The sequence below is a fragment of the Autumnicola musiva genome (assembly GCF_031846585.1).
GTDB lineage: Bacteria > Bacteroidota > Bacteroidia > Flavobacteriales > Flavobacteriaceae > Autumnicola > Autumnicola musiva.
Genome location: NZ_JAVRHK010000004.1, coordinates 253,394 through 268,432, shown reverse-complemented (window position 1 = coordinate 268,432; position 15,039 = coordinate 253,394). Strand labels below are relative to the sequence as shown.

Sequence of the window (15,039 nt, the reverse complement as noted above, 5' to 3'; positions counted from 1 at the left end):
TTCAACTATGAAAAGAGAACAAAAAATATTACAAATAGCTGTTTTCCTGCTTCTGGGGATTTTCAGCAGACTTTCAGCTCAGGAAAACAAGCAGCATGGCAACGCTTATGTAGATGATAAAGGGGTAATACGCTGGGAAAATACGAATGAAGAAGTAAAAGGCTTTGGCGTAAATTATTCTGCCCCTTTCGCACATGCTTATCGAACTGCAGAAAAATTAGGCGTGGAGATAAAGGAAGCCATAGATAATGATGTATATCATTTTTCAAGGCTGGGATTTGACCTTTATCGCATTCATGTTTGGGATACGGAAATTAGTGATGAAGAGGGAAACCTGCTGGAAAATGAACATCTGGAAACCTTCGATTATCTCCTGAAACAGCTAAAGGACAGGAATATCAATTTTATGATTACGCCTATAGCCTACTGGGGCAATGGCTGGCCGGAACCCGATGAAGACACTCCCGGGTTTTCAGATAAATACGGCAAAGCAAATAGTTTGACCGATCCTGGCGCGATAAAAGCGCAGCAAAATTACCTGGAACAGTTTCTAAATCATGTGAACCCTTACACCGATGTTGCTTATAAAAACGAACCCAATATTATTGCTTTTGAAATCAGCAATGAACCTCATCACAAAGGAACTCCGGCTGAAGTGACCAACTTCATTAACAAAATGACGAAGGCTATGAGGAGTACAGGATCGGAGAAACCAATTTTCTACAATATTAGCCACAGCACTCACCTGGCCCAGGCTTATTTTGATGCCGACATTCAGGGTGGGACCTTCCAATGGTATCCAACAGGGCTTGGATTTCAGAAAGAATTGGAGGGGAATCTTCTTCCTAATGTGAATGAATACAATATCCCTTTTGACGATGTAATTACTGAAAATAATGGCGCAAAAATAGTTTATGAGTTCGATGCTGCCGATGTTTTTAAATCTTACATGTATCCCGCAATGGCCAGGAGTTTTCGGGAAGCTGGAATCCAGATTGCCACGCATTTTGCTTACGATCCCACTTTTATGGCCTATTCCAATACTGAGTATAATACACATTATATGAACCTGGCTTATACTCCAAAAAAAGCTTTGGCTTTGATGATTGCTTCCAAGGTATTTCATGAAGTCCCGATGAACAAAGATCTTGGAAACTATCCTGAAAATCTGAAATTTGGCAATTTCAGCATAGATTATAAAAAGGATCTGGCAGTATATAATTCCGCAGAAGAATTTATTTATACAAACCATAATGTAGCGGAGCCAAAATCAACAGAATCCTTGATCCATCTTGCCGGGTATGGAAATTCCAATCTGGTGGAATATGAGGGTACAGGAGCTTATTTTCTTGATAAACTGGAAGACGGAATCTGGCGTTTGGAAGTGATGCCCGATGCTTTTAATGTGAACAATCCATTTGGAAGTAACAGTTTGGAGAAGATTATCTCGGTTATAAACTGGGAAAGCAGAAATATGACTCTTAGTTTGCCGGGTCTCGACAATTTTTCTGTTAAGGCTTTAAATGAAGGTAATTCTTTTACTACTGAAGTCAGTTCCGGTACTTTTAACATCAGACCCGGAACTTATATTTTAACCGGCTCCGGAAAATCTTTTTCAGATGATATCTCTAATTTGACAAATATTGGGCTGCAGGAATTTACGGCGCCGCAAACTACGGTAGAACAAACATATGTTGTGCACGAACCACTTCAGGAAATTTCAGAAGATTCATCTTTAGGGATTTCAGCAGAAATTATTTCCAATACCAACATAGAGAAGGTAACCGCGGTGTTGAGAAATGGTAATTCCTTTGAGAATCTTGAACTTCAACATAAAGCACCCGATAATTATTCCGCAGAAGTACCCAAGAAATTGCTGAAACATGGTTTTCTCGAGTACCAGATAATCGTAAATACGCAGGAAGGCAGCCAAACTTTTCCTTCGGGAGTGGATGGTAGCCCGCGCGACTGGGATTTTTATGATGAGGCTTCCTACAGGCTGAAAATTGTAAAAAAAGAGAGTCCGCTTTATATTTTTAATGCTTCGGAAAATGCCGATGATGTGGTTGCCCCCTGGAATCCCGGAAACAAAGTGGTACCTGCAAATAATCCGGGCGAGGCAGAATATCAGGTAAAAGTGGAGCAGCTTTTTGAAGAAGATGCGGAAAATCTGGATGCTGAACCTGTTTACGATTATTCTTTCCGTTATAATTTCCAGGAAAGAATAAAAGGCAGGCTGGAAGAGCTGCCGGCGAAGCAGGAGTTAGTTATAAAAGCAAGGTCGCTGAATGATAAACCGGAAACACTGCAGGTTGCTTTGGTGATGGATAACGGAGCAGCATTTGGCAAAATTATTAAGCTGACTCCGGAAATTGAAGAATATCGCGTTAGTTTAGAAGAGCTTCAACCTGTAAAAACGGTTACTCTGCCACGACCATACCCGTCATTTTTGCCGTATTATTTTGACCATAATTATAAAGGAGAATTTAATCTGAAAAATACTGAAAGCCTCCAATTCTCTATTGGCCCTGGAATGGAAGGGGAAGAACTTAAGCAAGCGCACGCACTGGGCATTATTAATATTAAGCTGCAATAAACAGAGCTAATTTAATAGTCCTGATTCCAAATAACGTAAAATGGAAGAGCAATCTTATTAAAAATGTTGATCAAAAAAGCATTTTACGAAACCTCTATCCTAACTGAATTTTAAGAACACAGGTAATTGAAAAAGGCCAGCGACTTACATTTGAAACCATAACATTTAATCCTTTTAACATGGTTGTGGCGTAAACACGAAAGCAAATCCATCAGTTGTGCTGTTCCACAAGATATCAAGATAAAAATTTCATCTGAAAAAAAGTTGATGAGTTGTAAACTTTTGAGTCCATATCCTCTGATATCAACTGAAACTATTAAAATACAAACCCTGTAAATCATAAGATTAACAGGGTTTTAGTTTTGCTTAAAATGCTTCTAGTAGCCTCACCAGGTATAGGCTATGGCTTGGAAAGCCCTTATTTTAAAGGACTTTCACTTAAAATCTTAATTCATGTTGACGAATTGTGAACTTCTATTAGTGATTTTTTCATTCGCGCAGCAAAGATAATCAATTGATGCCGAATAATTGCAATAGGTCCAGAAATGAAAACGAAGGAGTATAAATCCAGTATTAGATGGACAAAACAAAATTACTTTTTTCTCTCACCAATTTTGGTGGAAGCTCCTAAATCAACCATTTTTTCAAATTCCTGGTAGTGGTTGGAGCCGGTGTAAAGATCCTCATAAAAGGTTTCATAGTAATTGGAAGGTTCTACTATAATTTCGATTAGATTTTTAGTTTTAGAAACCTTAAACTAGAAAAGTCAATCCGTTTGAAAAAATCAGGACCTTATCTTATTGATTAATGGGGAAATTGAAACTCTTATTACAAAACGAAAGCCCTCTCAAAAAATGAAAGGCTCTACATTTAATACCTTACATCTTAAAATGGAAATGCATACTGGATTTTTAGACCAAAGGCCAGTGTCCTGACTTCATCTACATATTGGCCTGAATTAATATCACTATAGGAGGATACTAGGCTACCGGATGCAAAAGCTGTTGGATTAGGTTCGGTTTCGGCACTGCTTGCATTCATAGCTCCATAACTTTTAATCCAAAAATGTTTGGAGTGGTCGCACCTTATACAGACCACACCGATCTTCTTTCACAAATCTTTTCGTGTTGATTACAATGGCTTTAGATTAATATTTCGACACAGCACCTTTATGCCTCCTCCATCGTGAATCTGTAATGCAATTTCTCCGTTGGCCTCTTCTATTTTCTCATCAGAAAAATCGATCATTTTTTCTCTATTTAGCCAAGTGATAACTGCATCTCCTTACACCTTGACTTTTAAGGTATTCCAATCTCCATATTTTAGAATATCTTCTTTTTCAGATTTCGTATTAGCCAACCACGTCCATATGCTTCGTAGATACTCCAGTATATAAGTTTGGTGGTGCTACTTCTACCTGCCACCCGGAGATTTTAGTTCCTTCTATCTCAGATCTAAAAAAACACCACTATTGCCATCGGCCTCCTGTTTAAACTCTACGGTTAATTCAAAATTTTTGTAATTCTCATCGGTAGCCAAATAACCGTATTGCGCATCTGGACCACTTTCTGAAACCAATAGCCCATCTTCCATATACCATAGTACCGTACCATTTACCTCCCAGCCCTCAAGATTTTTACCAATAAAAAGTTCATTCCCAGCTTGACAACCGGTAAAGATGATACTTAAGATAAGCGCTACTAAATTTTATTTTTCTCATTTTCCGTTTTTTTAAGAATTAACCCCTGGCTTTGCTAGAATAGGTAAAATTTATAATTTTTTTATTTTAATCTCTAAACCAGATTGGACTGGCGTGGTCTTGTAAACCAATATAACCAGATTTTAAACTTTGCATAATGAGGACTATTTTTCCATTTACCTGAATCTCTTTTTTTCTGCCAATCTTCAGGCTTTGGATTAAAAGATAGAACCAGTTCACCATTTAACCAATGTCCTACCCATTCCGGTGCGTAAACAATCTTACTGGAATTCCAATTCCCGGAGGGATTCACTTTTCCTACGCAAATACAGTTTATAGAGCAATAAAGAAGTTTCAGCTATGCTATAGCTACCAATTATTCCAGCCTAAAATGGAACTAAATGACTTTCAAAGACAAAGATACTACTTTTCTGATTAAACATACTTAATCAGTAATTATAAATGGAATTCCAATCAGGCATTGCTAGAGAAAAAGGTCTTTCTATTTAATTGGATTCGATGTAAAAAAAGTATCTTTTCAGTATGAGAAAAGCAGAAATATAGTTATATTTAAATAGTTGAAATCAAAAATATTAACTTATGATTTCTACAGATAAAATTACTGAAATTTTCTGTTCCATCGATGACTTTTGTAAAGTTTTCAAACCTGCATTAAAACAAAGAACAATTACAAGAGGTAAAAACAAACGAAATCAATCTTTTAAATGTCTACCAGTGATCTATTAACCATCGCGGTTCTGTTTCACCTGAGTAGTCATCGCACTTTCAATTTGCAACGTTTTAAGCCATTTGTAGCTTCTGGGTTCCGCCCACATAATTGAAATGATAGTACATGCCAACCTCCCGAGGTTCTTCATCAGGGGAGGGGAGCATGCGTACCTGGCCCCAATGATCATCAGCGAGTAACAAGGTAACATCTTCGGGAACGTTCATTCCCTTATCATAATACTCCTGAACTTCCTTTTATAAAGCCCAGACCTGAGGAGTTTCTTCCGCAGGTTTGCCGGTAACCTTAGCAATATTTCTCGTTGGTCTTTTACGATTTGTTAAAGAGGTTCAATATTGGTGCCTTCACCCATAACTTCATTACCATCTCCTCTCATAGCCAGAGTTTACCACTTTCTCCTGTCCTTTTGTCCTTTCCATTCCTTCTTCCCAAAACTGGCGTAGTTTTTCCGCGTTCGTTTGGTAGTTCCAGTCCCCTTCACCATAACGCCCCATTCCGCGTGAGCGCGCATCAATGATTCGTGGTGAGAGATAGAGAGTACTATCCCCCAGTTCATCTACCAAAGGTTCACTCAAAGAATCATCATCCTAGAGGGATTTACCCCACATAGCAGGCCATAGGTGATTTCCTTTCATTTTGAGAATAAGCTCAAATACCTTTTCATAAAAATTTTGGTTAAGACCACCAAACTTTTCTCTGGCCCAGTCCGAGAGGGCGGGATCTTCATCATTTATGAATATTCCTCTGTATTTTACCTTGGTAAAATAAAAATGCAATCGATTGCTAGTGTTTAGATATTGTATATTTGTATATCTATCTCAAATAAATTTTTAACAGAACTGACATGCTTCTGTATTCACATGGGAATTGAGAAAATAGTTTTTGAATTAGTTATAGCTATCTAGTGATGAGAACTAGAAACCGTCTTCCTCAATTGTGAAGGCGGTTTTTAGTTTTTAATTACTGCAGAAGGAAGATTGAAAATCTCAAAAAAGTTTCTACAACGGCTAAAATATTATAATCTAAAACTGCGGAATTTTTAAGAACAAGTACGACAGACGCATGAAGATATCGATTTTTGGAGTTGGAAATAAAATTCAGGATCCTTCTCCCGATGAAGATAATCCCGCAGAGATTTTATACTAACAGGTATTAGATCCTGATAATAGAATCCTAATTGCCGAAAATGATAAGAAAGGTTTCGAACAGGCCAGAAAAATATATTCCTGATGTGGTTTAGGATTTCACTTCAACAAAATCTTAAATAAGCCAACGGCCGAATTAATTTAGCTCAATATTTTCAGAACCTGGTACACATTTGTCAAAGCTATTGTTAAGTAGCTAAACAAATTATTTTCAGGATATTATATATTTCAAAAAAATTATTTAAAAAACTTATAATTTATTTACACAACCGATTCCGCCGAAAAGATTTTTTTTCCTATATTTATAACCGCAAAAAACCGTGGTTTTACGTTTCAGATTTCCCTTTTAAAAAGTGAAAAAAAATTAAAACAGTGAAAGCATGCTCTTGGTAGAGCACTCTAAGCTGGATTTGCTTAGTCGGAAAAGCAAAACGGGAAGACGATATTCGTTTTAAACAAAATTACATATGTTCTCGAACCAAAGTAAACTTATAATTAAAAGAAGCATGAAAAAATACAGACCTCTGATCGAAATCATCATATTCATACTCGCTGTAATTCTACTTAGTAGTTGTAATAATAAAATTATTAATCATCAAAATAAGTCAGATATTTCAGGTAGAGAAAAAGTATTGCTAAATAAAGAATGGCTCTTTATGCAGTACGATTCGGCAGAAGAAGCTGATGATCTGATTTACGATGTACGTCCTGAAGTAACAGATGCCAGAGATGATAAACCTGCAGATGCCGAGCCTACTGAAGCAATAGAGGTTACCACTAAGCAAGAGGTACTCAAACCGTGGATACTACCAACAGGAAATAAATTTATAAAAGATTCCACACAACACTATGATCGACCTACAGGTAATCCAGGAGAGAATTTTCCTTTTGTACAATCTGATTTCAATGACAGTAGTTGGCAAACTGTAGACTTGCCACATGACTGGGCAATTAAAGGACCTTTCTTAGAAGGGTGGGATACAGAGGTAGGTGGCGGAATGGGACGTCTTCCAAGTCCCGGTGTGGCATGGTATCGCAAGGAAATATACATTCCTGTAGCAGATAAAAACAAATCTGTTTTTCTGGATGTGGACGGAGCTATGTCCTACTCCATGGTTTGGATCAATGGGAAACTCGCCGGTGGATGGCCATATGGTTATACATCATGGCGACTAGACATTACACCATACTTGAATATAGGTGAAGAAAATCAGATAGCTATCCGCCTTGATAATCCACCAAATTCATCGCGCTGGTATCCCGGAGGAGGAATTTATCGTAACGTATGGCTGGTAAAAACCAATCCGATTCATGTGGGGCAATGGGGAACCTTCATTAAATCCAAAGATGTTTCTAAAGCATCTGCAAAACTAGAGCTGGAGGTTTCCATTGATAATGATTCAGAGAAAGAAGTCCTGGTTCAAACAAATACCCAAATATTTTCCTTTAAGAAAAATGGAGAGAAAGATAAAGATGCTATTACTACTTTTGACACATCGGAAAAGAGGGTTCCTGCAAAGAGCACCATCAAAATATTGGATTCAATAACCATTGAAGATCCTAATTTATGGGGGCCTCCTCCTACACAGACTCCTAATCTATACATTGCAGAAACCACCATCGCAGTGGGTGGTGAAATTGTAGATATCTACAAGACGCAATTCGGGATAAGGAAAGTAGAATTTAATGGAGAAAAAGGTGTAATTGTCAATGGAGAACCAATTTTTATAAAAGGTGTAAATCAACATCATGACCTGGGAGCTCTTGGTGCGGCTTTCAATAAACGCGCAGCTGAACGGCAACTGGAAAAATTAAAAGAAATGGGGGTAAATGCCATTAGGATGGCTCACAACCCCCCGGCTACTGAATTATTGGATCTAACAGATAAAATGGGCTTTCTGGTAGTTGATGAAATGTATGATTCCTGGGAACGAAAGAAAACCCCTTTGGACTTCCATCTGATATTCCCTGAATGGCATGAGCAAGATTTACGTGCTCTCATTCGCCGAGATAGAAACAACCCATCGGTAATAATGTGGAGTACTGGTAACGAAGTTGGAGAGCAATATACTGGAGAAGAAGGAGCTAAAGTTGCGCGCAGATTACGCGAAATTGCTAACGATGAAGATCCATCACGTCCCACTACCGCTTCCTTTAATTACGCAAAACCCGACATGCCTATAACTGAAGAATCAGAGGTCATAAATCTAAATTATCAAGGCGAGGGCATCAGAAACGCCCCTGCTTACGCTCATTTAGAAGGGATCAATACTCCTCCACTTTATCCGGCTTTCCATGAGAAGTATCCCAACAAGGTGATTATAAGCAGTGAAAATGCCGCAGCGGTTAGTAGCCGGGGCACTTATGTCTTTCCTGTAACGGCAGGTATAAGTGCACCTGTTAGCGACACCACCGGTGGTGATCCTGAAAATAATTATGTAAGTGCCTACGGTCTTTATACAACATCCTTTGGAGCTTCACCAGATAAGGTATTCACGTCTGTTGATAAGCATCCATATGTTGCCGGAGGATTTGTATGGAGTGGATGGGATTATTTAGGAGAACCGACCCCATACTATTTATCCCGGAGTTCCTATTTCGGAGTTATAGATCTCGCAGGCTTTAAAAAAGACAGGTTCTATTTATATCAATCCCGCTGGAGACCTGATCATCCAATGGCTCATATTCTCCCACACTGGAACTGGCCGGACAGAAAAGGAGAGATAACGCCTGTTCACGTTTTTACATCGGGTGACGAAGCAGAATTGTTCCTAAATGGGAAATCCATGGGTAGGAAGAAAAAAGGCAAGTATGAATATCGCCTAAGATGGGATGATGTTGTCTATAAACCCGGAGAGCTAAAGGTAACTGCCTATAAGAATGGTAAAGAATGGGCTGAAGATGTAGTAAAAACAACAGGGCAACCTGCTCGTCTCAAAATTTCCGCCGATAGAAATAATATAAAAGCAGATGGTAAAGATCTTGCCTTCATAACCGTCGAAATTGTTGATGAGGAAGGTTTAACTGTCCCTACCGCTATAAATAACGTCCAGTTTGAAGTAGAAGGTCCTGGAGAGATAGTTGCTACAGATAACGGCGATCCTACTAATATGAATCCTTTTCCTTCCCATCAGCGAAAAGCCTTCAACGGGAAAGCATTGGTAATAGTACGACCAACAGCTGGAAAACCCGGAGCAATTAAAGTAAAGGCGAGGTCTGAGGGGCTTAGTAATTCCGAAATAACTATTGAAAGCCATTCCGACAATGAATTATAGAGCTAAAAAAATTTCGTATTCGAAAATGTTTTTCAACGAGATTCCCGCCTGTAAAGAAAAAGTTCTGTGCTTACTCCTTGGTACGATTATTTGCCAATTCTCCAGCAGAAAGGACCGTTAGGATTTATACACAAAGTGCAGATCCTTAGCTCGGGAAACCTCATAATCTGCCTCCTTATCTGATTAATTCCAGACCTTTGATTTAGAAGAAAGAATGATGGACTTTCAAATTCCGGCGAGAAGACTTTTAAATAATGGTAATTGATTTGTCATTCCCTTACGAATAGAACATGAGTAGGTCTCCAGAAACTTTATCAGGCTATCGGTATCCAAAAACTGGTAAATAGCAATTAAATGTGGCAAGGTGCAGAACTGCGGGTAGGATGTTCTTAGTTTCCAAATGAAACCGCCAATCAATCCTTCAGCTGCATCATTAAAAAACTTATTGTTCCCGTAGTTCCAGATTCCGCTGTTCCAGAAGATTTTCAGTTAGCACTCGTGAAATCTCATTTACGCTTTCTTCGTTTTCCAGGTATCGTGGTGCAATCGGATTTACCCTATGAATGATTTTATCAAATGAGATAATGTAAAAAGATATATCCGGATTATTAAAAAGCGGGTACGCCATCTCCGTTAGCTCAAAATCTTTGTAGTCGTGAATGATCCCGCAGAAATTGTGTTTCCGGAAATGGTTTAAAAATCCGTAGACAACACTTTCAGTCTTTCCACTTCCGGCAGATCCAATAATAGATGCTCCCCGCTTGATATTTTCAATTTTAAAGTCATCGGCTACATACCTTCTATCATATTCCTTGCCAAATAATTTCAATTACATCCATCCACTGTCACACTACCTGTCGCGACCTTTATATCTTCTGGTAAGTTTTTTACGGGGTTCTTTCAAAATAATCGGCTGGAGTTAAATCGGTACTGCACCTCCATAAAATAGGGACAGCAGTATACCACTGCCCTGTTAACGACCGGATTCAGGACAATCTTCACTTTGCAGTACCTGAAATCCTTTGTTCAAAATAGTATCCTGAGCCTCAATCTTAGCGTCCCCTCGTATGTTAGTCTGGAAAAAACTCAAAAAAAATATAAAAGTTCGGATCCTGTGCAAAAACCGGTGAAACTAATAAGTAAAATTCCTATAAAAAAGGTTGAGCTTATCATTTTATAAGTTTATTTATTTCCCTTCCGGTATGGCATCATTTGCAGATGTTGCATACAAGCCTATAAGAGCACCGGTAAAACCACCAGCGACATTTGTAGATAAAATATCGCCAGATATAGTTCCTCCTAAATTCTGGAAGTCGCCTTCATTTAAAGCATAACTAAATTTATATTTATCGCCATCTGCTTCTACTCTAAGCTGAAGCTCATCATTAAATTCTATTTCTTTACTCGCGACTATTTCAGAAGAACCTTTCTCGGTCCTCTCTAACACTACATAATGTTTTCTCTCCTTTTTGGTGATGCCAAAAACATAGTTAAATCTTTCGTTTTGTAAAGCTGTGATCCCAGCCAAATCACCTTCAGACTTAGGTTTATAATGCATGGTCGTTGTGAAGGAAAAATCCTTATGCTGTTGCCTGTGAAAAAGGGTGGAAGTAGGTTTCACTTCTTTAATATTTACGTCAAAAGGAGTGATTTTCACACCATTTTTAGTGATCTCCATAAAATCTTCACGCGGCCCTCTTAAACCAATCCATCGATAATCCAATTTTTCAGAATCGAAATCTTCGGTATAAGTGAAATTTCCATTTGGGAAATATCGACCTTCTCCTGTCTTATTTTCTACTCCTTCAGGCATTTCAAGTTTTGGTTCCATCGGAACTAATCCGTTTTCAAAAACCGGAAATTTACCAGACCAGTCTACTGGTAAAATGAAAGTTTCCCTTCCGGTATTAACTCTATCTTTCTCATTTGGTCGTATTCCTAGAAATACCCCGTAATATTTTTCATCCGGACCAACCACTAAATCGGCGTGTCCTACCCAATCTACTTTGTTTTCTCTTTCCCGAGGGAAATAACGTTGAGTTAGTATAGGGTTACTAGGTGCAGGTTCGTATGGCCCCATTGGTTTTTCGCTTACAAAAATGACTTCACTATGCCATCCTCCTGTACCGCCTTCGGCAGCCATTAAATAATAAAGACCATCTTTTTTATAAATATGAGGTGCTTCAATCCAAATAGGTTTCTTTGATAGATCTACTCCTCCATTAACAATAATCTTGTCGGTTCTTGGTACAACCTGATCTTTTTCCAAATCGTATTCCCAAATTTTAATTACACGATGGCCCTGATATAATTCTTCTCCCTTATTAGGTGCATCGTTATGAACTACATAAGCTTTCCCGTCGTCATCAAAAAAGATTGCAGGATCTATTCCTTCAAAATCCAATTTAATCGGATCGCTCCATCCTTCCATTGGATCCTTGGTTTTAACAATCATATTACCAAAACCGCCGGCAAATTGGGTGGTGATCATGTAAAAAGTCTCATTATGTGGGTTATAACGTATATCAGGCGCATAAACCCCTGCACTTATTCCTGTATCATGAACTTTTAACTGTGATTTGCGGTCCAGAACGTGACCGATTTGGGTCCAGTTTACCAGATCTTTGGAGTGAAAAATAGGTACTCCGGGAAACATTGCGAATGATGAGGCTACCAGATAATAATCATTTCCTTTCCGGGCTATGGCGGGATCTGGATAAGTACCCTGCAAAATCGGGTTATAGAACTCATCATCTTCCAATGGATTTTCATTATAGACATCATCATTTCCTTCGTATACTACTTTAGAAAAAACGGGAATATTTTTCTGCGCATTACAACCAGTAAAGATAAACAGCGTCAAAAAGGCCGTAATTAAAACAACTTGATTTCTTTTCATTTTTTACTTCTTAAATAATTATTTTTATCTTTTTATATTCAATTTTTTTCCGAAAAAACCGTCCCACTTTGGTAAATGAGACGGCTTCTTGTTAATATTCGAAGTCTAATTAAAAGATTTTGTTCTACCGTCCCTGAGCCTGAGCTGAGGGCCGGATAGTCTTTCACTATTCAATTAATCTATTGATTTCATTAAGGTAAACCTGTTTTGCCTCCTCAGTAAGTGGGAAGAAGTGCAAGGTTTCACCATCTTCACCGCCAAAACCGAAGTAGGTTTTAGGTCCGGCAGCTGAATCACCAGCTCCCTCATAAAACTCTTCTCCTGCATCAAATCGCACAAACAACACGGCTCCACCATCCGTGATTTCAGCCGCACCGGGGCCGGTTACTGCTAATACGTCTCCATTGGATTCGGTATTAATATAAAGAAAATCATCAGCTGGTGTGGTGGACCAAGGAAGTAAATCATCACCACCAATTGTCACACCTTCGAAAGCTTCATCTCCCGGCTCCTGAATCAGCGCATGAATTAAACTCTCAGGGGTATATCTGTCAATACGGTCATCGTCAAACCAGTTCAAAACAGTAGATCTTGCTCCCCATGGCGAGTTCAGGATTAACGGAGTAGTCAGATTATTATAGTCTGCTTTATTAATACTCCAAGAGGGATTTGAGCGTCCGATAATGACCAAATCAGCTGAATTTATTACGCTTTCATTGAATCCGCTCCCAACTATAACATTGAAACCCTGAGACTCCAACCATTCAATCTGCTCTTCCTCATTTGAACTTGTTACAAAATAAATTGTTGGGTCCTCCCCTGTTTCTGTCGCTTCAACAGTTACCTCCTGGGTCGATTCCACTTCTGTTCCATCTTCACCCGTGGTGGTCAGAATTACTGTATAAGTTCCCTCTGCTGCATAAGTATGAGTTGGATTCTCTTCAGTTGAGGTGTTCCCATCGCCAAAATCCCAGGCATAGGAAACCGCATTTTCTGAAGTATTGGTAAAAGTGGCTGTTAGACCATCTACTTCAAATGTGTATTCTGCTGTTGGTTCTGTCGCTTCAACAGTTACCTCCTGGGTCGATTCCACTTCTGTTCCATCTTCACCCGTGGTGGTTAGAACTACTGTATAAGTTCCCTCTGCTGCATAAGTATGGGTTGGATTCTCTTCAGTTGAGGTGTTCCCATCGCCAAAATCCCAGGCATAGGAAACCGCATTTTCTGAAGTATTGGTAAAAGTCACTGTCAGGTCATCTGCGTCAACAGTGAAATCTGCTGTTGGCGACGGCACTGGCGCTACCACTGTCACCTCATGAGTTACCACATCAGATCCACCATCACCTGTGGCAGTTAACTCAACTGTGTAAATTCCACCTTCAGAATAAGTGTGGGTCGGGTGTATCTGGTTAGATGTTTCGCCATCGTCGAAATCCCACACGTAAGTATGAGCATTTGCAGAGTTGTTGGCAAAGGTTACTGTCAGCTCATCAGCTTCAAAAGTATAAACTGCTGCAGGTTCCGGTTCTACATCGTCCTCGCTACACGAAGTGAAAACCATTGCCGATAAAGCAAGGATCATTAAGAATTTAAAATTTAGGTAAAGTGATTTCATAATTACTGATTTTTGAATATGAATAAATATTAAAGAAAATTTATGAATTAATATAGTAGTCAAACGACGATCTTTTTTCTCATTTTGAAGTGCTAATAGTTGATCTCACGACCACTCTGTCTTTGGACCAGGATTTATTTTGATGTCACTCTTTGCATCACCTTTTTAAGCCGACAAAAATAACTTCTATAAAGATGAAGCCGTATAAGAAAACCGCATCCGAAGGCTACACCCCCCACCGAATCCCTTATTATCTGCCGCAGTGTATTATTACTCAATCCTAGATCAGGAGGCATATTACGAGGTTCTACCAGTCGCGGAGCTGTACTCCATGGCCTACCCATTTTTCCTCACCTTGAGCCATTGGGGCTTGTAGTCCACTAAATCCCAAAAAGGTGAACGTGACCAGCAAGAGACCCACCGGTGCTATAATTGAGGGTCGACAAAAAAGACCGAGATCCTGCGGAAATCTGTTACAAAAGAAACGTAGTATTGAATGCATATCAGAGATATTACTTTGATTAGAATAAAGAAAAAAGTTGTCATGGTTTTCAAGAAAAATTAAAGTTCATACTCTTTCTTTAACTCTTAAGAATTTAAAATAGGATTTGATTGACTGAGTTTTTGGTTCTTTTAATTATTATTCTAATATAGTCTGAATATCTACTTCAGAAGCATTTAATGGGTGGGATAAGGTTCTTAGCCATTTTCCCAGGTTCACCCCAAATCGGCCGCACAATGACCAAAGCTTTGCCGTTGAAGGAATTGCGTTCATGTTTGTCTGTAGCGACTATTTCCCCCGACCCCTCAATTTCAAAATGAATACTATTATTGGAGGTCGGTACTGTTAAGCCATCTTCATCCGTGATCTCGACAGTGATGAAAATACGGCAGAGCTGTTCTTATACAAAATTGAATAAGTTGGCTTTCCGGCTTCGAGATAAACTCCAGTCTAACGTCTTCATCAGGACAGGTTATTACAGCCTCCTGGGCAAGACCAGAATTAAATCCGGCATTAAGAATGATAAACAAGGATATAATCCCCATTTTCAGGGTTTTAAA

8 protein-coding genes and 3 pseudogenes are annotated in these 15,039 nt (G+C 38.9%); 3 read left to right on the top strand and 8 right to left on the bottom strand.

The features are described from left to right. Positions 1-7: 7 nt before the first annotated feature. Positions 8-2,596: a cellulase family glycosylhydrolase gene (locus RM539_RS08160; protein WP_311502891.1), complete on the top strand. Its 2,589-nt coding sequence runs from the start codon at positions 8-10 to the stop codon at positions 2,594-2,596. 885 nt (positions 2,597-3,481) lie between these two features. Here RM539_RS08160 and RM539_RS08155 read toward each other — a convergent pair. The 3 genes from RM539_RS08155 to RM539_RS20035 form a co-directional block, all read right to left on the bottom strand. Then, positions 3,482-3,637, bottom strand: a complete 156-nt coding sequence (locus RM539_RS08155; protein WP_311502890.1) for a hypothetical protein — start codon at positions 3,635-3,637, stop codon at positions 3,482-3,484. 402 nt (positions 3,638-4,039) lie between these two features. Continuing rightward, positions 4,040-4,240: a 3-keto-disaccharide hydrolase gene (locus RM539_RS08150; RefSeq protein WP_311502930.1), complete on the bottom strand. Its 201-nt coding sequence runs from the start codon at positions 4,238-4,240 to the stop codon at positions 4,040-4,042. Between the two features lie 149 nt (positions 4,241-4,389). Beyond that, the gene (locus RM539_RS20035; RefSeq protein WP_349254716.1) at positions 4,390-4,608 is read right to left on the bottom strand and encodes a 3-keto-alpha-glucoside-1,2-lyase-like domain-containing protein; all 219 of its coding nucleotides are present in this window, start codon (positions 4,606-4,608) and stop codon (positions 4,390-4,392) included. Between the two features lie 287 nt (positions 4,609-4,895). On the opposite strand from RM539_RS20035, the pseudogene RM539_RS20085 reads away from it, so the two are divergent. Then, positions 4,896-5,083: pseudogene (locus RM539_RS20085) on the top strand (IS982 family transposase); the annotation flags it as partial. A gap of 13 nt (positions 5,084-5,096) precedes the next feature. Here RM539_RS20085 and RM539_RS08145 read toward each other — a convergent pair. Further along, positions 5,097-5,819 (bottom strand): annotated as a pseudogene (locus tag RM539_RS08145) (glycosyl hydrolase 115 family protein). An 875-nt stretch (positions 5,820-6,694) separates the two neighbouring features. Between RM539_RS08145 and galB the strand changes: the two are divergent. Beyond that, positions 6,695-9,463 (top strand): beta-galactosidase GalB, encoded by a 2,769-nt coding sequence (galB, locus tag RM539_RS08140; RefSeq protein ID WP_311502889.1) that lies wholly within the window; start codon positions 6,695-6,697, stop codon positions 9,461-9,463. Positions 9,464-9,748: 285 nt separating this feature from the next. Here galB and RM539_RS08135 read toward each other — a convergent pair. From RM539_RS08135 to RM539_RS20080, 4 genes and pseudogenes are all read right to left on the bottom strand, one after another. Then, positions 9,749-10,247 (bottom strand): annotated as a pseudogene (locus RM539_RS08135) (type IV secretory system conjugative DNA transfer family protein); the annotation flags it as partial. A 402-nt stretch (positions 10,248-10,649) separates the two neighbouring features. Beyond that, complete coding sequence (locus RM539_RS08130; RefSeq protein ID WP_311502888.1) at positions 10,650-12,362, bottom strand: glycoside hydrolase family 43 protein; 1,713 nt, start codon at positions 12,360-12,362, stop codon at positions 10,650-10,652. A 166-nt stretch (positions 12,363-12,528) separates the two neighbouring features. Then, entirely contained in the window at positions 12,529-13,977 is a 1,449-nt protein-coding gene (locus tag RM539_RS08125) for a PKD domain-containing protein (protein ID WP_311502887.1), read from the bottom strand. A 668-nt stretch (positions 13,978-14,645) separates the two neighbouring features. After that, complete coding sequence (locus RM539_RS20080) at positions 14,646-14,858, bottom strand: hypothetical protein (protein WP_432264617.1); 213 nt, start codon at positions 14,856-14,858, stop codon at positions 14,646-14,648. Positions 14,859-15,039: the final 181 nt, after the last annotated feature.

Coding starts and splice junctions, on each gene's coding strand:
- galB (WP_311502889.1), top strand. CDS start 6,695: ATGAAAAAATACAGACCTCTGATCGAAATCATCATATTCATACTCGCT.
- RM539_RS08125 (WP_311502887.1), bottom strand. CDS start 13,977: ATGAAATCACTTTACCTAAATTTTAAATTCTTAATGATCCTTGCTTTA.
- RM539_RS08130 (WP_311502888.1), bottom strand. CDS start 12,362: ATGAAAAGAAATCAAGTTGTTTTAATTACGGCCTTTTTGACGCTGTTT.
- RM539_RS08160 (WP_311502891.1), top strand. CDS start 8: ATGAAAAGAGAACAAAAAATATTACAAATAGCTGTTTTCCTGCTTCTG.
- RM539_RS08155 (WP_311502890.1), bottom strand. CDS start 3,637: ATGAATGCAAGCAGTGCCGAAACCGAACCTAATCCAACAGCTTTTGCA.